The 22,037-nt window shown below is 47.0% G+C and carries 18 protein-coding genes and 1 pseudogene; 8 read left to right on the forward strand and 11 right to left on the reverse strand.

All coding sequences use genetic code 11. The features are described 5' to 3' along the window. Positions 1 to 94: 94 nt before the first annotated feature. Together RW114_RS07850 and RW114_RS07855 are read right to left on the reverse strand one after the other, a co-directional pair. Entirely contained in the window at positions 95 to 1,468 is a 1,374-nt protein-coding gene (locus tag RW114_RS07850) for a sensor histidine kinase (protein WP_340122213.1), read from the reverse strand. Then, positions 1,461 to 2,135 (reverse strand): response regulator, encoded by a 675-nt coding sequence (locus tag RW114_RS07855; protein ID WP_340122192.1) that lies wholly within the window; start codon positions 2,133 to 2,135, stop codon positions 1,461 to 1,463. The genes RW114_RS07850 and RW114_RS07855 overlap by 8 nt, the downstream gene beginning before the upstream one ends. 330 nt (positions 2,136 to 2,465) lie before the next feature. Here RW114_RS07855 and RW114_RS07860 point away from each other — a divergent pair, with 330 nt between their 5' ends. The 7 genes from RW114_RS07860 to RW114_RS07890 all read left to right on the forward strand — a co-directional run bounded on the left by RW114_RS07860 (position 2,466) and on the right by RW114_RS07890 (position 12,543). After that, entirely contained in the window at positions 2,466 to 4,067 is a 1,602-nt protein-coding gene (locus RW114_RS07860) for a SulP family inorganic anion transporter (RefSeq protein WP_340122193.1), read from the forward strand. 71 nt (positions 4,068 to 4,138) lie between these two features. Then, on the forward strand, positions 4,139 to 6,370 hold the full coding sequence (locus RW114_RS07865; protein WP_340122195.1) for a bifunctional SulP family inorganic anion transporter/carbonic anhydrase: 2,232 nt from the start codon (positions 4,139 to 4,141) through the stop codon (positions 6,368 to 6,370). Between the two features lie 340 nt (positions 6,371 to 6,710). Beyond that, complete coding sequence (locus RW114_RS07870; RefSeq protein ID WP_340122196.1) at positions 6,711 to 7,124, forward strand: hypothetical protein; 414 nt, start codon at positions 6,711 to 6,713, stop codon at positions 7,122 to 7,124. Positions 7,125 to 7,497: 373 nt separating this feature from the next. Continuing rightward, a complete protein-coding gene (locus RW114_RS07875) occupies positions 7,498 to 8,316 on the forward strand; it encodes a thermonuclease family protein (RefSeq protein WP_340122198.1) in 819 nt (272 codons plus the stop codon). Between the two features lie 60 nt (positions 8,317 to 8,376). Continuing rightward, entirely contained in the window at positions 8,377 to 9,687 is a 1,311-nt protein-coding gene (rimO, locus tag RW114_RS07880; RefSeq protein WP_340122200.1) for a 30S ribosomal protein S12 methylthiotransferase RimO, read from the forward strand. A 203-nt stretch (positions 9,688 to 9,890) separates the two neighbouring features. Next, on the forward strand, positions 9,891 to 10,406 hold the full coding sequence (locus RW114_RS07885; protein WP_340122201.1) for a transcriptional repressor: 516 nt from the start codon (positions 9,891 to 9,893) through the stop codon (positions 10,404 to 10,406). 124 nt (positions 10,407 to 10,530) lie between these two features. Continuing rightward, on the forward strand, positions 10,531 to 12,543 hold the full coding sequence (locus RW114_RS07890; RefSeq protein ID WP_340122202.1) for a TonB-dependent receptor: 2,013 nt from the start codon (positions 10,531 to 10,533) through the stop codon (positions 12,541 to 12,543). Between the two features lie 161 nt (positions 12,544 to 12,704). Here RW114_RS07890 and RW114_RS07895 read toward each other — a convergent pair whose 3' ends face one another. The 7 genes from RW114_RS07895 to RW114_RS07925 form a co-directional block, all read right to left on the reverse strand. Then, complete coding sequence (locus RW114_RS07895; protein WP_340122203.1) at positions 12,705 to 13,361, reverse strand: tyrosine-type recombinase/integrase; 657 nt, start codon at positions 13,359 to 13,361, stop codon at positions 12,705 to 12,707. Between the two features lie 128 nt (positions 13,362 to 13,489). Continuing rightward, entirely contained in the window at positions 13,490 to 14,467 is a 978-nt protein-coding gene (locus RW114_RS07900) for a tyrosine-type recombinase/integrase (RefSeq protein ID WP_340122204.1), read from the reverse strand. Further along, positions 14,464 to 15,636 (reverse strand): tyrosine-type recombinase/integrase, encoded by a 1,173-nt coding sequence (locus tag RW114_RS07905; RefSeq protein ID WP_340122205.1) that lies wholly within the window; start codon positions 15,634 to 15,636, stop codon positions 14,464 to 14,466. Before RW114_RS07905 ends, RW114_RS07900 begins: the two co-directional genes overlap by 4 nt. A gap of 656 nt (positions 15,637 to 16,292) precedes the next feature. Then, positions 16,293 to 16,742 carry a hypothetical protein gene (locus tag RW114_RS07910; RefSeq protein ID WP_340122206.1) on the reverse strand — a complete coding sequence of 150 codons (450 nt, stop codon included), beginning with the start codon at positions 16,740 to 16,742 and terminating at the stop codon, positions 16,293 to 16,295. Next, positions 16,739 to 17,281 carry a hypothetical protein gene (locus tag RW114_RS07915; RefSeq protein WP_340122207.1) on the reverse strand — a complete coding sequence of 181 codons (543 nt, stop codon included), beginning with the start codon at positions 17,279 to 17,281 and terminating at the stop codon, positions 16,739 to 16,741. Before RW114_RS07915 ends, RW114_RS07910 begins: the two co-directional genes overlap by 4 nt. Then, positions 17,278 to 18,021, reverse strand: coding sequence for a hypothetical protein (locus tag RW114_RS07920; RefSeq protein ID WP_340122208.1), 744 nt, complete (start codon positions 18,019 to 18,021; stop codon positions 17,278 to 17,280). The genes RW114_RS07915 and RW114_RS07920 overlap by 4 nt, the downstream gene beginning before the upstream one ends. 297 nt (positions 18,022 to 18,318) lie before the next feature. Continuing rightward, positions 18,319 to 18,453, reverse strand: coding sequence for a hypothetical protein (locus RW114_RS07925; RefSeq protein WP_340122209.1), 135 nt, complete (start codon positions 18,451 to 18,453; stop codon positions 18,319 to 18,321). 77 nt (positions 18,454 to 18,530) lie between these two features. On the opposite strand from RW114_RS07925, the gene RW114_RS07930 reads away from it, so the two are divergent. After that, positions 18,531 to 19,496 (forward strand): CobW family GTP-binding protein, encoded by a 966-nt coding sequence (locus RW114_RS07930; RefSeq protein WP_340122210.1) that lies wholly within the window; start codon positions 18,531 to 18,533, stop codon positions 19,494 to 19,496. Between the two features lie 254 nt (positions 19,497 to 19,750). Here RW114_RS07930 and RW114_RS07935 read toward each other — a convergent pair whose 3' ends face one another. Next, positions 19,751 to 21,694: a diguanylate cyclase domain-containing protein gene (locus tag RW114_RS07935; protein ID WP_340122211.1), complete on the reverse strand. Its 1,944-nt coding sequence runs from the start codon at positions 21,692 to 21,694 to the stop codon at positions 19,751 to 19,753. A 124-nt stretch (positions 21,695 to 21,818) separates the two neighbouring features. Then, positions 21,819 to 22,037 (reverse strand): annotated as a pseudogene (locus RW114_RS07940) (IS630 family transposase); the annotation flags it as partial.

Below are 22,037 nucleotides of genomic sequence, written 5' to 3' on the forward strand. Positions count from 1 at the left end.
GATAGCAGCAATGCCTCGCCGAAAACTGATTTCATTCGTGGCGGCGTGGTTGGATGCTGACCCGCAACGGCTAAGGTTACAGGCGCGGTAATCTTTACTGCGTCTCAAAGATCAGCTTAATCCGGGTGCCGCCGGCTTCACCGGCGCGGTTAAGTTCAAGGCGCGCTTTATGCAAATCGGCAATCTCTTTAACGATTGCCAGTCCTAAGCCGCAACCATCGCCTGCACTTCCGGGGATACGGTAAAACCGCTCAAAAACCCTGGCTATTTCTACATCCGGTATGCCAGGACCGTCATCTTCAACGATCAGGGTTGGCACGGGATAACGCTCGGCTTTAACGACAATATTGCCCTTGGCATAACCGTAACAAATGGCGTTATCCAGCAAATTAGCCAGCAATTCCCGCAGTAAAACGTCATCACCCTGCACAGACAGCGGTTGCTCGAAACCTTCAAAACTTAGCTCCATATGCCGTTGCAATGCTTTAGGAACCCAGTCCATGCAGGTTTTTCTAGCCAATACAGACAAATCCAGCTGCCGTAATTCATAGCCGCCATTGATGGGTTCAGACCGGGCTAAAATCAACAACTGCGTAGTCAGATGCGACATGCGATCGGCACAGCCTTGAATATGTATTAACGCCGGTTTAATCTCCGACGCATCTTGTTTACGCAGCGCTCGTTCAGCCTGCAATTTTAAGCCGGCCAACGGCGTGCGCAATTGGTGCGCGGCATTGGTAATAAAACGTTCCTGCGTAGCAATAGCCTGCGCCAGACGTTCCAATAAGTCATTGATGGTATCGGTCAGTGCGCGCACTTCCAGAAAAATATGTTGCTCTGGAATCGGGCGCAAGTCGCGGGGGGTTCGCTGGGCAATTTCATCCGCCAACACATGCAACGGATGCAAGCCACGTCTTACACCGGCTAATAAATAGACGCCTGCCAGCAACACCAGCACTAGCTGTGGAACAAGGTCGGCTAATAAAATATCCATCATCATGCCCCGGCGTTTATTTAGGGTCTCCGCAACATGGACGAAAACTTTTTCGGGGGTTCCATCGTGAGCAATGAGTATGGATACCACTCTAACCGGTTCGCCGTACATCTCATCATCAAAATAGATGGGACTCGACCAGTTCATTTCCTGCGCTAAGGGTTCAGGGACAAATTTGTCTCCCTCCAGCAGACCTTTTTCTGCCGAGATGATTTTGAAATAAGTCTTATCCAGCTCGTCCCATTTGAAAATATCCAAAGCGGCAGGCGGCAATTCCACAAATACATCGCCTGCGCGCACTTTGATGCCCTGTGTTAATGATCTTGCCGAATCGAGCAGCCAGCGATCGTAAGCACCATTGACATGGTGCAGGGTGACAAAATAGGACAGCACCGTTTCGATGCTCATAAAAAAAATGAGCGGAATGGCCAGTCGTAACAGGATTTCAGTCTTGAGACTGCGACTTTTATTCATCATCCGACCGCTCCAGTAAATAACCGAGTCCGCGTACCGTTCTAATGATCGCCCCATAAGGCTCTATGCGCTTGCGCAGTCGGTACACATAAATTTCAATGGCATTGTCGGTTAGGGCATCGCCATCAGCGGCCAATCGTTGCGCAATGGAATCTTTGCTGACCACATTGCCTGCCCGTAACATCAAGACTTCCAAAAGGCCATACTCCCGCGCTGACAAGGCAGTCGGCTGACCGTCTACCAGCACTTGGTGGTTATGCGTGTCCAGGGTCAGTCGTCCACTGACTATATCGTTACTGAATCCGCCGTAACAGCGCCGAATCAGGGCGCGAATCCTGGCCTCTAACTCCCTGAGTTCAAAGGGCTTGGTCATATAATCGTCGGCGCCCTGTTCAATGCCGTTAATCCTGTCGTTGATGCCGTCACGCGCGGTCAAGATCATGATGGGTAAAGGGATTTTACGGTTGCGCAGTCTGCGCAATAATTCCAGGCCGTCGACATCCGGCAAGCCTAAATCCAGCACGATCAAGTCGAAACCTTGTGCTTGCAGTAAATGTTCAGCATAAACCCCCGAAGTTGCACAGGTCACTGAGTAACCGCTGTCGCCCAGCGTATGAATCAGTCCATCTGCCAAAACGGCGTCGTCTTCTATCAATAAAATGTTCATAGACTGGAATAGCTAAGGTGAAAGGTTGGTGAAAGGGAACTAGATTAGAATCATAGTTTTTGATGGACTAAAGCGGCTCCCATTACTTTTACTCCAGTATCCAAACGTAAGGGTATTCGCTGAAAAATAGAACACGGATGATTATTCGTGTTCTCTTGTAAGCCAAGCCTTTACAAATAATCAATGATACAGTCGAAAAGCAGGGCCACAAAGTAAAAGACACGCCTTATAAATTTGCTTCATGGATTCTATAAGCAGGATAACTAATATTTTGATTTCGATTCGATATTATTTACAATAACAGCAAATTACTTTAATAGACTCTTAGCTATGATACATAAACCTACCCAGTATTATTTTCGTCACCTGAAAGATGATATTCCTGCGGGGATCGTGGTGTTTTTGGTGGCTTTGCCCTTATGTCTGGGTATAGCGCTGGCATCAGGAGCACCCTTATTTTCCGGTTTAATCGGTGGCCTGATCGGCGGACTCATTGTTTCCTGGCTCAGTGGTTCACAGCTGGCTGTCTCAGGCCCGGCGGCCGGTTTAACCGTCATTATTTTCAATGCTATTGAGACCCTCGGCGGTTTTCAAGGGGTGCTGGTGGCCTGTGTTTTAGCGGGCATCATACAACTTGTGTTGGGATTTTTGAGAGCCGGGATTATTGGCGCTTTTTTCCCTGCCGCAGTCATTGAAGGCATGCTGGCGGCAATTGGTTTGATTTTGATTATCAAGCAGATTCCTCACGCAACGGGATACCACACCAGTTATGAAGGCGATGAAAGTTATATGGAGGAAACCGCCGAATCCAGCTTCCTTGAGGTATTTGATGCGTTTGGCGGTATATCGCCAGGTTCGGTTGTTATCAGCGTCGTGGCATTGTTACTGTTGATTTTATGGAACACCGCATGGTTTAAACAACAAAAATTGCTAAAACTGATCCCCGGCCCCTTAGCGGCAGTGGTTTGGGGCGTTGCCTACAACGTGGTCACCAGACAGTTTGCTCCTGACTGGGCGGTCAGTGGCGAACACTTGGTCAGCTTGCCGGTTTCGGAAAAAGCCATCGACTTTTTCGATAACTTTGTACTGCCAAATGCCAGCTATCTCAGCCATCTTGGTAATCCGCATGTTTATACGGTTGCGGCAACGATTGCGATTATTGCCAGCCTGGAAACTCTGTTAAGTCTGGAAGCGACCGATAAACTCGACCCGATGAAACGTCTCGCGCCCACCAACCGCGAACTGAAGGCGCAAGGCATCGGTAATATTATCAGCGGTTTAATTGGCGGCTTGCCAATGACCGCCGTTATCGTACGGAGTGCGGCTAGCATCAACGCAGGCGGACAAACGCGTATTGCCTGTTTTACTCATGGTGTGTTTTTGTTGCTCAGCGTGATGTTTTTCGCGCACTACCTGAACTATATTCCACTCGCTTGTTTAGCGGCCATTTTATTACATACCGGTTATAAGCTGGCCAATCCGGTTTTATTCAAGTCGTTTTACCAAAAAGGCTTGAGTCAATTTCTTCCTTTCATCATCACCGTGATTGCGATTCTGGTGACCGATTTATTAAAGGGCATGACCATAGGTATGGTTATCGGCCTGTTTTTTGTCATCAAAACCAATTACCACGCGGCCATTACGCTCATTCAGGATGGCTCGCACTATCTGTTATCGCTGAACAAAGATGTTTCTTTTCTGAATAAAGCGTTATTAAGAAAATTTATTTTGAGCATCCCGGAACAAAGCACAGTCACTATCGATGCCAGCAAAGCCAAATTTATTGATCACGATATTATGGAGACAATTGAAGATTTTCTGGCTGCTGCGCCGGACGGTAATATCAGGGTCGAACTCATTGATCTGCACGGTAAGAATAAAATCAATAAACACGAAGCGATAGTGATATTAAATGTCAATGGTGATAGGTAAATCAGTCACACACAGGAGGCGACTGATTTTGAATAACCATTCAAACCTAAACACCTGTAAAGTGAATTCTTATGAAAACGCAAATCACAGAAATACCGATGAACTCAAGCCCTAAAATGAATAATGGCAGCCTGTTTGCCAACCTGAGATACGATTTTCCGGCAGGTATAGCCGTTTTTCTGATAGCCATACCGCTATCATTAGGGATAGCGTTGGCATCGGGAGCGCCGCTGTTTTCAGGATTGATTGCCGGCATTATCAGCGGAATCATAGTGGCGCCGTTAAGCGGTTCTGCGTTGGGCATCAGCGGCCCAACCGCCGGTCTTGCGATCATCGTCTGGTCAGCCATTGACAAGCTGGGTTTCAATGGCTTTTTACTCGCCCTGGTCGTGACGGGCGTTTTTCAAATTATCATGGGGCTGTCCAAAGCCGGGGTTATTGCCTATTACTTTCCGTCATCGGTCATTAACGGCATGTTGTCCGGTATGGGCTTCATTCTTTTTCTTAAACAGATTCCCCACGCCATGGGTTATGACCGGGATTACGAAGGCGATACCTCCTTTTTTCAGACTGACAGCTACTCGTCTTTTTCTGAACTAGTGAATATGCTGGATTTCAGCTCGCCTACGGCAATGATGATTGCGCTGATATCACTGGCAATTGTTATTTTATGGGAACAGCCGTTCATGAAAAAACAGCGGTTTTTTCAATTGTTCCAGGGCGTTTTAATCGCGATTCTAGTCGGCACGCTAATCAATCAAGGCCTGCAAAATTTTTATCCTGAACTGGCGTTGGGCGGCAATCATCTGGTTATGATTCCGGTGCTGAAAAACACCGGTGATTTATTGGGCCAGCTGCATTACCCTGATTTTTCCCAGCTCAATAATCCGGCTGTTTATCTGACCGCGTTAACGCTGGCTGTTGTGGCAAGCTTAAAGACCCTGCTCTCTGTGGAGGCGGTTGATAAAATGGATCCTTATAAAAGAGTCACCTCCACGAATAGGGAGCTGATTGCTCAGGGCATCGGCAATGCCTGTAGCGGTTTAATCGGAGGGCTGCCGCTGGCGCAAGTCATCGTGCGCAGCTCCATTGGTATTCAATCCGGTGCAAAAACCAAAGCGACGGGGATTATCTATGGACTGTTATTATTGTTTGCGGTCATTCTTATTCCAGTACTGATCAATAAAATTCCCTTAGCCAGTTTGGCCAGCGTGTTACTGGTTGTCGGTTATAAATTGATTAGGCCGAAAGCTTTTAAAATCATGTACAAAGCGGGCATGTATCATTTCATCCCGTTCTGCGTCACCATCCTGGGCATGATTTTTACCGATCTGCTGATCGGTCTTGCTATGGGACTGGTCGCCGCCTTGTTTTCGATCTTGCTGGAAAATTATAAAAGCGGTTTTTATTTTAATGAGTCGCACATCGGCAATAAAACCATACTCCGATTATCCGAGCATATCTCTTTTCTGAATAAAGCCAATATCCAACAAACCCTTGAACAGTTACCCGATTATTCGGAAGTCGTGATCGATGCAACCCGTTCAAAATATATTGATTACGATGTCTACGAAATCATCGAAAACTTCAAAATTGAAGCGCAACGAAAGCACATCAAACTGACCATTGAAAACCTGCGCGGCTTTGGCGTGCTCAAGCCGGTTGAGAATGCGAGGGCGCCAACCTACGATACCCAGCAAGCACTAACGCCGGCTAAAGTGTTGGCGTTACTGAAAGAAGGCAATGAGCGCTTTGTCAATAATCTAAAATCCAACCGGAATCTATTGGAGCAAATTAACGACACCCGGCAAGGGCAATTCCCCATTGCGATCATTCTCAGCTGCATGGATTCGCGTACGTCGGTCGAATTAATTTTCGACCAGGGTTTGGGCGATGTATTCAGTGTGCGGGTCGCTGGTAATGTCATCAATGACGACATCCTGGGCAGCATGGAATATGCCTGTAAGCTGGCAGGTTCAAAGTTGATTGTGGTGCTGGGCCATTCGCATTGCGGCGCGATCAACGGCGCTTGCGCCAATGTAGAACTGGACCATTTAAGCGGACTGTTGCACAAAATAAAGCCGGCTGTGGATGCGGTACGCGCCGAAGAGTCTGTGGAAATCAGCGCCAGTAATGACGAACTCGTGCAAAAAGTGGCCGATAAAAATGTGCAACTGACCGTCGAGCAAATCACAAGCAAAAGCTCTTTACTGGACGCGATGTTAAAAAATGGTGAAATCGATATAGTCGGCGGCATGTACGACATCGAAACCGGAAAAGTGAAATTCTATCCACAGGATTAACAGCAAGATATACAAACATAAAAATGACGTCACCCTCGGCATCCACAAATAATAAGACTCATAGCAAGCAAAGTCCCATTAAGCACGGCGTCTTGACGTGCCTGATATTAGCAATTGCCTCCCGAGGTGGATGTAAGTGATTTCAGAAAAAGAATATCCCATCAAGAATCCTATCCGTAGGAAAAACAGGATCCACGAAAGGAGCGAAATCAAAATAATCTTATTGTGGGGTGTTTCGTGCTTTTTGCGGACAAGTCATTGGTAGATTCATTATTGAAACTCATCTTGCACATCTTTTAGAAATTCAATTTTATTGGGCAACTTATTTTAGGAGAAAACTATGATTCCATTAGCTAACCGAAAAATACTGAGCCGTTTCATGCTATTTGGCCTTGTTGTCACGCTATACGATATGATACTGCACTCATTGCTCGTAGTCATACACATTGCTTTTGAGTGGTTCGAGCTGGGTCTTGAAGAAATCATCGAACATATTTTTCACACTAGCCGCCAACAAAGCCAGATTATCGTTTTTTATCTGCTATGGTTGATGGCGCTTTGCGTGCTTTATTACCTGTGGCGCACGCTGCCGGGTCTTTATAACCGGTTTAAAACACAGCTCCTTGCCGCCAGCTCAGAGTATAAAGCCTATATTAAGGATTACTGGAGTGAACAATCTTCAAGCCAAAAAATTAAATGGCTTACCTCTTTTACGGTGAGCGTATCTTGTCTGGCCTTTTTGGCTTTCAGTTAACAGTGCAGTTGGGATGGTTTAAATACCGTTTCATGTCAGAAGTCCGTGCATTGACCAATCTTATCGGTAATTAGTTCACCACGAAGATACGAAGGACACTAAAATATACTTCGTGTCTTGGCAACTCCCTGTCCCTATGCGTATATATTTAATGGCGTGAGTAGGAGCGCAAGCTTTGCTTTGCCTGAAGCCTGCACTCCAGAAACAAACCGTTAAATTCGATCTTCATGTTTTAGCGGTGGATGGCATACACAAAAAAATATAATGTCCGATTTGGCTGACTTTGCTGAAAATCAAGAATTAACAACCTGAAGATCAAGTTAAAGGAAAACAGATTGCAACTGGTCATCTTAATGGTTACGCAGACAGACTCATGAGAATTTTACTGGTTTTATTGTTATGTTTGCCCGGCTGGGTTAACGCGGAAATTTATCAATGGCAGGATGCGGACGGCAGCAAGCATTTTTCCGATCGTCCGGTTGCCGAGGCAAAAAAACTCAATATAAAACCGGGCCATGATTTTTACCGGGTCAAAACGGTTTACGATGGCGATACTGTAGTGTTGGAGGATGGGCGCAAAATCCGCTTTTTGGGCATCAATACACCGGAGGTTCAGCATCGGGACAAACCGGCCGATGCGGGCGGAGACGAGGCCAAGCAGTGGTTGATCGATACACTGAAAAACACCAAAGTCCGCCTCGAAATCAGCGCGGAAAAAACCGATAAATACGGCAGAACCCTGGCGCATTTGTTCACCGAAACAAAGCAGCATATAAATTTGCAACTGGTCGAGGCGGGTTTGGCTGCGGTCAGTATTTATCCGCCTAATCTGCTTTATGTAAATGAGTTGGTTAAAGCTCAGGATCAGGCCGAGCTTGCCAAGCTGGGCATTTGGGAGCGGCCCGAATATGCCGCAATACCGGTCAGCCGTCTTACCGAAGTAGGACATCCGGGCTGGACGCGTTTGCTAGGGAAGGTGGTTAATGTTCGTACGACTCGAAAGTCGGTTTATCTGGAGTTTTCCGACGCATTTGAAGCGCGTATTGAGCGCAAATGGCTGGATTTATTTCCCGATGTGAATAGCTATTTGGGAAAAACCGTCGAAGTGCGCGGCTGGCTGAGCAAAAGCAAGGGGCATTTGTCGATGCTGATTCGTCATCCGAGCGCGATTAAGACGAATACCGTATTTTAAATTTTTATTCAAGCGACCACTCCTATAAACTAACGCGCTTTACCATTAACTGAGATTTAAATGACTGCCCCACAAATTGGTTTTATTAGTTTGGGTTGCCCCAAAGCCCTGGTCGATAGCGAAAGAATATTAACCAAGCTGCGTTCAGAGGGTTACACCATTTCGCCGACTTATCAGGACGCCGATTTAGTCGTGGTGAATACCTGCGGCTTTATTGATGCTGCGGTTGAAGAATCGCTGGACAGCATTGGCGAAGCGCTGGCCCAAAACGGCAAGGTCATCGTGACCGGCTGTTTGGGCTCCAGGGAAGATGAAATCAGGGCGCGTCATCCGCAAGTGTTAAAAGTGACCGGCGCTCATGCCTTGGAAGAAGTTGTGGCTGCTGTGCATGAGCATTTGCCGCCTCCACATGATCCGTTTATCAGTCTGGTGCCGCCGCAAGGCATCAAACTGACGCCCCGGCATTATGCCTATTTGAAGATTTCCGAAGGCTGCAATCATCGTTGTACCTTCTGTATTATCCCATCGATGCGCGGCGATCTGGTCAGCAGGCCGATTGATGATGTGATGCTGGAAGCCCAACGTCTGGCTAATGCCGGGGTAAAGGAATTGCTGGTGGTGTCGCAAGATACCAGCGCCTATGGCTTGGATTTAAAATATCAAAGCAAGTACTGGAAAGGTCGTTCGGTTAAAACCCGTTTTTACGATTTAGCCGAGGCGTTGGGTGACTTGGGCATCTGGGTCAGGATGCATTATGTGTACCCGTATCCGCATGTGGATGAGGTGATTCCGTTAATGGCCGAGGGCAAAATCCTGCCTTATCTGGACATACCGTTTCAACATGCCAACAGCCGCATTCTCAAATTAATGAAACGTCCGGCAGCCAGCGAGAATAATCTGGAGCGCATTAAGGCATGGCGTGAAATCTGTCCCGATATAACTTTGCGCAGCACCTTTATCGTCGGCTTTCCCGGCGAAACCGAGCAGGAATTCGAACAGTTGCTTGACTTTATCAGCGAGGCGCAAATGGACAGGGTTGGCTGTTTTGCCTATTCGCCGGTCAAAGGCGCGGTCGCCAATGAGTTGCCCGATCAGATACCGGAAGAAATCAAGCAGGAACGTCTGGCGCGGTTTATGGCGCATCAGGCCGAAATCAGCGCCGCGCGTTTGCAGCAACGCATAGGCCGAATCGAAACCGTACTGATCGATGAAGTGGTCGAAGAAGGCGCGGTGGCCAGAAGCAAAGCCGATGCGCCGGAAATCGACGGCCAGGTGTTCATCGACGGTGCAACGCATCTGAAAGTCGGCGACTTTGTCGATGTCGAGATGGAAGAAGCGGATGAATATGATTTGTGGGGACGGCTGGTTTAGGGTAGCTCGCAATAATATATATTGTTGTAGGATGTGCTGAACGCAGTGAAGCGCATCAATCGCTAACCAGATTTGGCATAGCTATCCTTGGCTTCCGTCGTTCCGGCAGGGAGTGCAGGAACGACGGAAGAAGGTTTAGCAAATTGCCAAACCTCAGCGAATGTTATAATATAACACTCGATTTCAGATAACCGATCTTTGCAATGAACGCAGCCGCCGAAGTAAGCTACAACCATCCCCATCCTTCAGGACACGATCATAAAAAATGTGTCCGCGAGGCATTGGGCACTGCCGAGCATTTGTGCGTGGTGCGCGGCGTGCAATTAACGCCCATACGCCATCAAGTGCTGGAACTGATCTGGGATAGCCACAAAGCCGTCAAGGCTTACGAGTTGCTGGATCGCATCAAACCCCTGCAAAATGCGGCAAAACCCGCGACGATCTACCGCGCACTGGATTTTTTGATCGAACAGGGCCTGATTCATCGGGTGGAAAGCCTCAATGCTTTTGTCGGTTGCAGCTGCTCAGGGCATCAGCACGAACAGTTATTGCTTATCTGCAATAACTGTCAGGAAGTGGAAGAGCGGTCGGCCCCCGAAGTCATGCAGGCGCTATCGCTGGAAATCAAACAGGCGGATTTCATTGTGCACAGCAAGGCCATCGAAATTCATGGCATATGTGCAAAATGCGCGCAGACCATGGGGAGCGAGCAAAGCTGATGCCGGTTTTTTTAGGGAGTAAGCAAGAGTCACCATGTGTTATGTTATAACATAATCAATTATTTAAAGTGTCCTGTAATCAGGTTTATGGATTACATTCTTCAATCAATACAGTTAATACCTAATGAATAAAAAACTCGCCATTATTTTCTTCCTATCAACATCCGGGATAGTGCCGACAGCTTATGCAGCCAAAGAGAACGTACTAGAATTAGAAGAAGTGGTTGTCACCGGACCCTTGCAAGAAAAAGTCTCCGAGTCCGCCGTTCCAGTCACCGTTTTGAGCGATGAGGAATTGCGCTTGAAAGTCGGGCACAGCATCGGTGAAACGCTGAAAAACGAGCTGGGCATTACCAGTCAGTCCTTCGGTCCCGGTGTCGGCACCCCGGTGATTCGCGGTCAAAGCGGACCACGGGTGCGGGTGTTGAACAACGGCATCGGCAGCAATGACGTTTCGGCAATCAGCCCCGACCACGCGACCAGCGTCGAGCCTTTGCTGGCTGAACGCATTGAAGTGTTGCGCGGTCCCGCTACCTTGCTTTACGGCAGCGGCGCGATTGGCGGCGTGGTCAATGTCATCGACAACCGGATTCCGGGCAAGCTCCCGGACAAATTGTTAGGCGGTGCGCTTGAGCAGCGTTTCGATTCGGTTGCCGATGAAACGTCTACGGTAATGAAAATAGAAGGTGGTAAAAGTAACCTGGCTTACCATCTGGACGGTTTTTATCGCGACCGCAATAATCTCGACATCGGCGGGTCGGCCATTGATGTTACTGCCGCCCAAGCTACCGATCCGACGTTGGATGTTATTCAAAACACCCAAGGCTACATCGATAATACGTCTGCCCATGCCATTAGCGGTTCGGCCGGCGTTTCCCTGATAGGCGATCCGGGTTTTGCCGGTGTCTCCATCAACCGCTTGGAAAATAATTACGGTATTGCCCCTGACGGCACCGGCGAAACCACCCGTATCGATCTCAAACAAAGCAAATACGATTTTAAAAGCGAGTTGAAGAATCCGTTTCGCTATGCAGAATCCCTGCGTATGAAGCTGGGTTATACCGATTACCAACATACGGAAATTGCTGATGGAGAGCCCGGCGCTTTTTTTACCAATAAAACTTACGAAAGCCGCCTGGAGCTAACCCATAACCCTCTGGGGATATTTCGCGGTATGGTTGGTTTTCAAGCCATTGCCGGCGACTTTGCGGCGATTGATAAGTCGACCAGTGAAGTGATTGTCCCGCAAACGCAAACCAATAGTTACGGTGTCTTTGCCGTGGAATCATTCAATATCGGTGCGCTGGCTAACCAGCTTGGCGTCCGGGTTGAGGATACGACCCTGGATCCGCAAGGACTTTCCAGTCTTAATTATGTGCCGGTCAGCGCTTCCGCCTCCAGTTTGTGGAAAATGAATGACAGCAACAGTCTTAATCTTGCGGTAACACGCTCGCAGCGAGCGCCGCAAGTGCAGGAGTTGCTGGCTAACGGTTATCATGACGCCACCCGTAGCTTTGAACGGGGTAACATCGATTTGCGCGAAGAGACCTCCTACAACCTGGATTTGGGGTATAAATTTAAATCGGATTGGGTCAGAGCCCAGATTGACCTGTTCCACAACTGGGCGGGTGATTACATCTACCAGCAACGTAATGGCGAGTTCATAGACGGTGCGCCCGTGCTCGAAACCCGTCAGGCCGATGCCACTTTCATGGGCTACGAAAGCAAACTGATATTCCCATTGATGCAAAATCATCTCGGACTGGTGGATTTAACACTGTTCAGCGATTTTACCCGAGGCCAGTTCGTCAACGGCAGCGATGTGCCGCGTATGCCGCCGTTGCGTTTTGGTTTTCAGATCGACCATACCAAAGGCGAGTGGAATACCAATCTGCGCCTGACGCGCGGTGAAGCCCAGACGCATTCTGGCGACAACGATACCGCTACGGCCGGCTATATGCTGCTTAGCCTCGGTACGCAATATCAACTCCCGGATCTGCACGGCGCTGATGTGATGGTATTTGCCAAGGCCAATAACCTGCTGAATGAAAATATCCGTAACTCCACCTCTTACCTGCGTAACTTTGCGCCGGAACCGGGGCGGGGTGCGGAGATAGGTTTCAGGGTAAGTTACTAAATCAATCAACTCGCATATTGGAGGGTAAAGCGAAGAAGGACTATTTGGCAATATCGGCTAACGACCCCTATGTGTAGATGCAAACTATGTGTATTTGCAAATTCCCCTTACGAGTCGGCCTTAGAGCGACGCTAACTAGGGCCGACCGCAACTACACATAATTATAATTCTTGAAGAAACCGCATCAATGCGTCATCAGTTGGGTGATAGCGGCAAATTGTTGTTTCGGGTTCTTGAAGTCTCGCCAACGCCTTTTCCTTCATCGCTAAGTCTGCCTCGACATATCGATGTGTCGTCATCGTGCTCTCGTGTCCTAGCCATAAAGCAATCACACTAAATGCGACACCTGACTGTAACAGATGCATGGCAGTCGTATGCCTTATGGTATGTGGCGAGATACTTCGTTTGGCGAGGCTACTATATGTCTTGGCTGCACAAGCTACTGCAATGTTTAGGCGTTGCGTGACGTTAAAACGCGTCATCGGATTACCATCCCTGTTAGGTAGTAATGCAGCGTCTGTACCCAACTTGGGATTGCGCCGCAGCCAGGCTCGGATTGCCTGGACAGTGCTCTTCCATAAGGGGGTCGATCGCTGTTTGCGACCCTTGCCACGCAGATGCACACAGGCGGATTCACCCAACACAACATCGCCTACCTTAACGCCGATGATTTCGGAGACGCGTGCTCCGGTGTTGTAAAGCATGGTCAGCAGCAGATGGTCACGTTGAGAGGTCCAAGTATCACCGGGCTCTCCTATCACCGCCAACATTTCCTCTCTGGTCATGAAGCCCAGCATTGGTCGTTCGAAGCGTTTCATTGGCACACCCAGCGCCTGTTCAATGACGTAGAAGCAAGACACATCTCTCCGTGCTGCGAATTTCAGAAACACACGCAAGGCCGTGAGCCTCAGGTTGCGGCTGCGCACCGAATTTTGCCGCTGTTGTTTCAGTCATGACTCACCTCCGGTATTTGCGTAAAGCTTTCAAACTTTTCTGCCGCCACCGCCATGAGCTGAGGAATACCAGTGAGATACCAGTAAGTGTTTGTCACCATGGCATGCCCCACATAAGTGGATAACGCTAACATCTTCTGATCGACATCCAGTCCTTGAGCCTGCCAAAGCAGTACGCGGCGGACGATAAAGGTGTGCCTTAAATCATGGATGCGTGGGCCATTGTGGGCACCACGATTGATCCAGCCCAATTGATCACGTAGGCCAATGAAGACGCGATGAACCTGGCGTGAGTCCAGTGCATGACCCAGATGCCGCCCACGCGTACCGACAAAGAACGGTGTTTCATCGGATACTTCGATGTGTAAATTACGTTGCGACCGATACTGCTGCAGTACGTCTACCGTACTCGGATGCATGGGCACCTGACGTGACTTGGCAAATTTGGTTTGCCGTATGGTCAGCATGCCCCACTTTAGATCAACGTCCGTATCCAGCAAATGCAAGGCTTCGGAAACTCGCAGGCCAGTGGACGCGATTAAGCCGAACAACGTCTCGTAAGTGGCTCCACGTAATCCTGGAATAAATGAACCCAGATTACGGGCTGCTGCCAGTAAATCAATGATCTCCTGCTCACTATAAATGTGCGGTGCCAAGCGCTGGCCGATTCGACCAAAGATACTGTCGTCCGGCACCTCGGTACGGGGTTCAAATTGCTGTAGATAACGACAAAACGAGCGTAGATTTTTCAAACGTCGCGCCCAAGTGGATGGCTTACCGCTGTTGCCTTGGTCTTGCCGGGCCCAGTCCGCCATCATCTCGACTGTTAGCGGTTCTTGGCTATTAAGCCCATCAATGTAGTGAGCAAAACTGATCACCGAATAGCCAGGGGTACGCAGACCAAAGCCCAGTCGCCGCCGCTCAATCAAGTAATTTTCGGCATGTGTTTTCATCGTGATTTGTGCAGTCATGACGCACTCCCAGGCCAAGGCAAGGCCACCGCTGCAAGATTTCTGCTATCGAGTTTGGCATAAACCAGAGTGGTATTTAGCGAGCGGTGCCGCAAGACATCGGCCACCTCTTTCAGTGAACTGCCGCCCGCCAATAAACGATTGGCCAGGGTGTGCCGCAAAAGGTGCGACCGCGTGTACGGCAATCCTGCGCGAGCATAAGCTTGGCGTATCGATTTTCGAATGAGATCAGGGCCAACCAACTGGTCTCGTGGAGCAACGTTACGCACAAATACTGCCCGGTTAGTGGTTTGTGGTCGTTCAAACTTCAGGTAATCGGCAATGGCTTGACCGGTTGCCGCAGGTAAAGGCATGACATCTTCACGACGACCTTTAGTCCGTCGTAGCGTGATAGTCGCTGCACACCAATCAATATCATCAAGCCCAAGGTTAGCAACCTCACTGCTTCGTAAGCCAAGATCAAGCGCGCAATGCACGATGGCTGCCGTTCTGCGTGCCGCTGTACCGTCATACTCAAGAGCGGCCAATAAACGATCGACTTCGTTGTTGCTCAATGTCTTCGGAAGCGTCGCTTGTTGCCAGTTGGCTGGAAAGCTGGTGACTCCGACCAGATGGTGTACCCGATCACCCAGGGTGGCATGATAACGAAAATAGCTACGTAATGCCGAGATGGGCGCACTTATACTGGCAGTCACCCGACAAAGGTCGCTCTGGCAGACGACAAACTTGCGTATGTCGTTGGGTTCTAAAGTACTGATTACAACAGGTTGGTCGGCAAACTGCCCCAAAAGAAGGCGACGAATAATAGAAAGATAGTGTTTACGCGTTTTGGGCGCGAGTCCTCGGACGTGATTCATATGATCATCGAATCGTCGTAACTCCTCATCCACAGGGGTTAGACCTATTGATGGATCAGCGATAACTGCATTGGCACGCAGCAGCACAAGCAGATGCCCAAGTGCTGCATGCAAATCTTTCCGGTCGTGGAATACAGGCTTTTCACAATTACAGCGAGGCAGGTGATCATCAAGAAATTGTTGGATCAGCGTCTCATCAATGCTTTTGACATCAATATTGCACTGGCTAACCCAGTGCGCAAAGTGAGTCAGACCAGCAAGGTAATTATCAACAGTATTTGATGCATAGCGGTGGTCAAGCAAGTGCAGCATGAAAGCATCAACGTGGGGGGCTAATTGGCTTTCAAGAAGCCATATTAATGTGTGGTGGTTGGCAGAGTTCATTAGAACCTCCTGAGGTGAGTGAGTTTTCACTTCAGGACACCGGTAAAACTATGTCAAGTTAATACGATGAGGCTTGGCTTCTAAGCCAATGAAATTGAACTTGGTAGCTAGCAGAGTTCTGTACTCTACACATAGTTCGGAACTACACATAGGGATCGCTATGTGTAGATTAACATAGCGACCCAAACAGGCCTTCCGTAAAAGTTGCTTGAGCGGCTGGTTAGTGTTGCATAATTGACTATCGTTCAGACAAGCAGTCATGTAGGATGTGCCGAACAGGCACATCGCTCGCGACTGATGCGCTTCGCTTTCGCTCAGCACATCCTATGGCCCTAGTTATTTATTGTTTTGCCAAAAAACTTTAAGGAATTTGTAGCAGCTTTCCAGAATAGCCGGAATTAAATAGTTCGCGCCTTCATAAGCACTTCTAACCTGGAGCGGATAGTCTTTTTGGCTGTGCTCTTGGTCTACAAGTTTGACAGCGCAAATACGGGGTTAGCTATATAGGGTACGCTGAAAAACAGGGGGCAAGTCTTGCGTTATCATTCGGCTTTGCAAGACCTACCCCTGAGGTTCGTGTTAGATTAGAATGGATTCTTTAGGTCTGGGTTGATGACCTGGATAATTTCCGGGTGCCTTTTTTGAACGTCCTCACTCTCCGCGTGATGTTTGTGCACAGTCTGCACATGAGCATAAAATCGACATTTAATTTCAATTTCAGAGCCTTTATGTGTGCTGGTGCGGTTTACTACCTCTATATCACCTTGCTTTATTACTTTCTCAGTCCAGCCATCAATCGAACTACCCTGTATTTTATCTCCAATGTCTAACATTGATGTGCTATAAACAGCTGGGTCATTTGAATCAAGTGGATCAACAATTTCTGCACTTCCATCATATGACAATTTGAACTTATAGACTTTTTTGCCTGATTTTATATCAACTACCGGTGATGGCTGAGGGTTTATTTTTCTAGTGCTCAATTTTAACTTGTTACCCTCAATCGACGAGCAAACCCCTAATCCAAGGGTCATAAACCAATCTCCTGTATTATTTTTTGAGGCAGTTTTTCCATAAAAATAGGATTGTTTTTTAGCAGCTTCAATCCCTCCATTACATTCTCTTGCGAGCATTTAAAATAACCAGCGTAATCAGAAGTATCAAAATCTACTCCAATTAGTGAGTACATTTTTTGAATATCTTGAGCAATTTTTATAGGGTCGACAAATTCTTCATAGACAGTGAATTTTTCTGATTCTTCTTCAAATTCCTCTTCTGATAAACAACCAAGCAAGAACGCGGTATAAACACCATCATAATCCAAGTTATTTCTTAGCCAAAAAATTACCGAACGGAGTAGATTAATATCTTGTTCATGTTGACCATGGTATGCATTCAGGCCATCTCGAATAATCTGTGTATTAGTGGAGGTTACAGTGATGGCCTTAAGTCCATTTTCCAATTGAAATCGGACAAGAATATCCTGATTGGTATTATTATCAGCTAAAAAATCTTCCGTCACAATTCTCGACGAAGTGCCAGATTGAAGTGTGCGCGAACGTAATTGACTCATTTCTGAACCCCTATAAACTCATCAGCCTCATCTATCACAAAGTTAAACGCTTTTTTCAAAATAACATTCGTTACATTAGTAGGTTGATTTGCCATGGGCCTGCTATTAATATCAATTTTCAATTCAATGCCTGATTCAGACGCAGGAAGTGTCTTGAGGTCAATCCATTGATTTTCTGACACATTACCTACGAATGATTGGTATTGTGCAACAGATAATGTAAAAAAATAATTATCCACTGTTTTATATCCAATAGTAAACTGCGTACTTGCAGGAGTTCCTAACGGAGAGATTTTAAAAAATTTAGATTGAATATGGTCAGATACAGCCCCTTCAGAGGCCTGGGCAGAATCCACAGGATATAGCATGGTAACAACTAATCCATGCTCACGCTGCTGATCAAAAGGGATTATTTTATCCACGCAACTCTGAAACAATTTGATTTTTTTTTCTACACTGTCTCGAATTGTTTCAATAGACTTGCCATTACTATTATCAATGTCAATTGTTAGTTGGGCAGTTATCTGGGAAAAGATGACTGATATTTGTCCTTGTCTTAGCGTGATTCGTGGTGCTTGTGGATTGAAATCATCAGGGAGGTTAGTATTGGCTGATGGATTGCTAATCAATGGTACTAGCACTTTTTCTATGTCGAACTGCTTTGTCCGAATCGCCGAATCTTTCGTGAATCCAATAACAAACAATGCTTGGGCAATCGACTTATTTGTAAGATTTAACATAAATATACCTGCATCAGAACTCGCTTTTAATGTTCATTTATTGGATATGAAAATTATTAATAGCTACTTTACGTAGCTCTTATGTCTGCTCAGTATAGCCCATTCAATTTTTTCATGCCAAAAACAACCGGATAAAAATTGACTATCATAGCTGCAACAGCATAGTGTTACCCTAACTTCATGAGCTTTATTTATTGACCGCCTTGTTCTTCATTCTGCCATATTCATCGCCACAAAGCCGCCAGTCGCGACCGGCAGTTGATGGCCGATCACTGCCACCCAATGCCTCCCCCGACCTCATGCAATTTCTTTGCCCCAATCAAACGTGATATACAGGCCTATTGCGACCTCTTTTATAATCTGAGCCTGAATAATTTCAAGGTAGAAGATGTTAGTTTCAGACAAGCTGATAACGAACAGTTTATCAGCCATGATTGCAGACAACCTCATCTTGTATGTCAGACGGCGATCCAAGTCACACTCGTTAAATACTCTCATTAATAAACAACATGAATCATTACACATCCGCTAAAGTCATTGAACGCATACCCGTATTCATCATCAGCGGGTTTCTGGGCAGCGGAAAAACCACGTTACTGAATCGTTTATTGAGTCATGCGCCCAAATCTGCGGTCATCATTAACGAATTCGGTACTACACCGATCGATCAACAATTGCTGCGCGAACATCAAATGCCGTTATCAACTTTGGTGGGCGGTTGCTTGTGTTGTCAGGTGATAGGTTCGTTAACGCCGTTACTCAAAAATCTGCGCATGGCTTGGGATTCCGGGGATAAGCCGTTCGAACGGGTGATCATCGAAACCAGCGGCGTCGCCAATCCCGAACCGGTGCTGGATATTTTGTTAAGGGAGCGTTGGCTAGCCCGGCGTTATAGCTTGCAAGGCGTTATTACTACCGTTTCAGCGGTTATGGATGAAGATCATTTTGACTGCATTCCTGAAGCGCAAGCCGCTTGCGCCTGGGCAGATACGATCGTAATGACGCAAACCGATTTGGCGACCGTCCAACAAATTGAACGCATCAGTGCGCGACTGGATCAATTGGCCCCCGCCGCAACCCGATTGACCGCTGTGCAAGGTGCGCTTGACCCCGATGCACTGCTGAACTTTCCGAAGAAATTTCGGCGACTGCGGGATACTGAAAAGCCCGATTTACCCGGTCACGGTTTTAGCAGCATCACCTTGCAACTTGAGCCGCTACCGTGGGAACGACTACAAAAAATGCTGGAATACCTGATCGCCCACTATCCTAAACAACTGGTCCGCTTAAAAGGCATGGTTTACACGCCTGAGCAAAACCAACCCTTACTGGTGCAAGGGACAGCCGGAAGGCTTTATCCTACAACGCGGCTACCGGTAAGAACTTCTGATGACGGTATTGGGCGACTGGTTATTGTTACCCTGGGTGAAGTAAAAGGCTTGGCTGAAGAGCTGATGGCGCAATTGCGTAGTTAATCGTTAGTGGAAACCGAGGGCTCAGACAGAAATACTGCGCGTGAAATTCGGCTATGCCGATTACAAGCGTGCAGTGCTGAGTTAGGCATTCGGGCTAATGATTAAAATTTCGATAATAACCGGACAAAGTGAATATCAATATGCAGGGCAGGGTGCGGGCTATTGAACCTGAAAAAACCGGTTGAGCTTAGCCGGACATTACCACGACCGTGATAGTCTAAAGTGGGCGCTAACCTGACCTTGAAGCTCTTTTATTATACGATTGTTTTCTTTTGCTGCATGCTTTCGGCATAGAAGGAAACCCCAAGCTTTCCCTGCTTAGCGTGATACATTGCCGTATCGGCAAAATGAACCAGAGCTTCGCTACTGTGGGTATTTTGAGGATAAAGTGCAATGCCAATACTGGCACCCAGAGTAAATTCCAAATCATCAAAAATATAAGGCTCCCGTAATTTTTCCAGGATTTTATCAGCAACAGGCGCAGCTCCATCAGCATCGGTTTCCGGTAGCAATAGAGCGAATTCATCGCCGCCAAGACGGGCGGCTATATCGGAATCACGCAGAGTGGAGGAAATTCTTCTGGCTGTTTCTTTGAGTACTTCGTCACCCATAGCGTGCCCCATAGTGTCGTTGACAAACTTGAATCGATCCAGATCCAGGTAAAAAAGTGAAACCGACTCGTTGGTGCGATGCGCCATACTGATGACATGTTGAAGCTGATCGGTAAATAACCTGCGATTAGCCAGTCCGGTTAACTCATCGTAATGAGATAGCCAGATTAAGCGATCATCAGCTTGTTTGCGTAAGGTGATGTCACGCACAATGCCATCAACGCCGATGCATTTGCTGAATTCATCATAAACAGGGGCGTCTGTTACTTCAAGCCAGTGGATATTTTTTTGTGCATCGTATATCTCTAGCTGGTACGGTGAATGGTGTATGCCTTGGCTGCACGGTTTGGTGTACTCATCAATTTTAAGATTTATCGGATTATCAGTAAGATATTGATAATAATAAGTCATAAATTCATCCACCGTGTATCCGAGTATATTGGTTATTGAAGGACTGATGTAAGTGAACATGCCTTCGCAATCGCGCTGATAAAAAAAGTATTCATTACGCAGATTCTCAACCAGACTACGGAACTTATGTTCGCTGGAATTCAGCTCGACGGTGCGCTTTAAGACCAGATGTTCAAGGTCGCTTTTCAACGCTTGCAGGATTTTGTTGGTGGTCTGAACTTCGGTTTTTGACAGTTTGATTTTCTTGTTTTGTCTGCGAACCCGGGCAATCCATAGCAGCAATAAGACCAATACACTTATGAAAGTCGCTACAATTTTCCAAATCAGTTCATAGTCAATTGAGGGTTTAATGCTGGGAACCCATTTAGCGTGGATATTCTGCATTTCTTCTTCACTTAGGGTAACCAGCGCCTTTTGTAAAATGTCTGCCAGAATCGGCCAGTCCTTACGTACGGCGATGCTTTCGTTAATGCTTTCATTGGCGTTATTGAGATCATAGAAGGCTGCAATTTTCAGATCAGTCAGAAGATATTTTGTTTGCAGATAACTGGCGGTCGCCATAAAAGTAATGGCTGCGTCAACCTTTTCCGCACTGACTGCCTTTAGTCCGTCCAGCATAGAGTCTACAAAATAGGGAGTGGCTGAAGGCAATTCTTTGATAATCCGGTCGACAAATTGGTAGCCCTTAACCAGCGTGACTTTTTTCCCCACAAGATCGGTTTTATTTTTAATCGTGACATTATCTCTTTTGGTCATGATAACCAAGGATTTTATCAGATAGGGTTGTGTGAAAATAAACCACTGCCTGCGATCCGGTCGATTGACCATCGTAGCGACTATATCAACTTTATGTGCGGCAGCCGCTTCGTATAATTTGTTCCAGTTGGTACTGGGATAAGTTTCAAATTGAATGCCTAGCCGCTTACTCAGGGTATTCATGACTTCTATGGCAATACCTTCAAGCTGTCCCGAATCATTGATGAAGCTATAAGGCGGCAATGAGCCGTCAAAAGCAATTCGGATTTTTTTATGATTCGCTAACCACGCCCGTTCCTTAGATGTCAGCTGCGCTACGGGATCAGCTTTGTTCCGGCTGGAAACTTTGTCGTCAAAGTCATCGGCGGCGGCAACATTTAATAAAAAAATGAAAAAAAACAAGGAAATTAAATAATGCATTACTTGATCTGGGTTAGTTTTCAATATAGGAAATAAGACGGGGGTCATGCATTTTAGGGTTTTTCCTGTCTTGATTTAATACGCGTATTAAATGTTCTTTTATACATATACTACTAGTACTCAGTCATTCTTGTAATGTCGGATAAAGTTTCTTCAACTTTACCCGAGCGTCCTCATTAGTAAAGCGCCATTCCATAGGTCGAACAATAGCATTTCTTTTTTCTTGCCATGCTGCGATTTCCTTTTTTAATGTTTCTTGGTCCGGAATGCGACGATCCAAACATTGACGAGAAAGAATGCTCAATTCTATTTCCGCCATATTTAACCAGCTGCCATGTTTTGG

This window comes from Methylobacter svalbardensis, assembly GCF_037671525.1.
Taxonomy (GTDB): domain Bacteria; phylum Pseudomonadota; class Gammaproteobacteria; order Methylococcales; family Methylomonadaceae; genus Methylobacter_A; species Methylobacter_A svalbardensis.

Excerpts from the sequence above, each read along its gene's own strand:
- RW114_RS07855 (WP_340122192.1), bottom strand. The coding sequence starts at position 2,135 with ATGAACATTTTATTGATAGAAGACGACGCCGTTTTGGCAGATGGACTG.
- RW114_RS07910 (WP_340122206.1), bottom strand. The coding sequence starts at position 16,742 with ATGACCCTTGGATTAGGGGTTTGCTCGTCGATTGAGGGTAACAAGTTA.
- rimO (WP_340122200.1), top strand. The coding sequence starts at position 8,377 with ATGACTGCCCCACAAATTGGTTTTATTAGTTTGGGTTGCCCCAAAGCC.
- RW114_RS07920 (WP_340122208.1), bottom strand. The coding sequence starts at position 18,021 with ATGTTAAATCTTACAAATAAGTCGATTGCCCAAGCATTGTTTGTTATT.
- RW114_RS07895 (WP_340122203.1), bottom strand. The coding sequence starts at position 13,361 with ATGAAACGCTTCGAACGACCAATGCTGGGCTTCATGACCAGAGAGGAA.
- RW114_RS07900 (WP_340122204.1), bottom strand. The coding sequence starts at position 14,467 with ATGACTGCACAAATCACGATGAAAACACATGCCGAAAATTACTTGATT.
- RW114_RS07870 (WP_340122196.1), top strand. The coding sequence starts at position 6,711 with ATGATTCCATTAGCTAACCGAAAAATACTGAGCCGTTTCATGCTATTT.
- RW114_RS07860 (WP_340122193.1), top strand. The coding sequence starts at position 2,466 with ATGATACATAAACCTACCCAGTATTATTTTCGTCACCTGAAAGATGAT.
- RW114_RS07930 (WP_340122210.1), top strand. The coding sequence starts at position 18,531 with ATGAATCATTACACATCCGCTAAAGTCATTGAACGCATACCCGTATTC.
- RW114_RS07885 (WP_340122201.1), top strand. The coding sequence starts at position 9,891 with ATGAACGCAGCCGCCGAAGTAAGCTACAACCATCCCCATCCTTCAGGA.
- RW114_RS07865 (WP_340122195.1), top strand. The coding sequence starts at position 4,139 with ATGAAAACGCAAATCACAGAAATACCGATGAACTCAAGCCCTAAAATG.
- RW114_RS07890 (WP_340122202.1), top strand. The coding sequence starts at position 10,531 with ATGAATAAAAAACTCGCCATTATTTTCTTCCTATCAACATCCGGGATA.
- RW114_RS07905 (WP_340122205.1), bottom strand. The coding sequence starts at position 15,636 with ATGCTGCACTTGCTTGACCACCGCTATGCATCAAATACTGTTGATAAT.
- RW114_RS07875 (WP_340122198.1), top strand. The coding sequence starts at position 7,498 with ATGAGAATTTTACTGGTTTTATTGTTATGTTTGCCCGGCTGGGTTAAC.
- RW114_RS07915 (WP_340122207.1), bottom strand. The coding sequence starts at position 17,281 with ATGAGTCAATTACGTTCGCGCACACTTCAATCTGGCACTTCGTCGAGA.
- RW114_RS07850 (WP_340122213.1), bottom strand. The coding sequence starts at position 1,468 with ATGAATAAAAGTCGCAGTCTCAAGACTGAAATCCTGTTACGACTGGCC.
- RW114_RS07925 (WP_340122209.1), bottom strand. The coding sequence starts at position 18,453 with ATGGCTGATAAACTGTTCGTTATCAGCTTGTCTGAAACTAACATCTTC.
- RW114_RS07935 (WP_340122211.1), bottom strand. The coding sequence starts at position 21,694 with ATGCATTATTTAATTTCCTTGTTTTTTTTCATTTTTTTATTAAATGTT.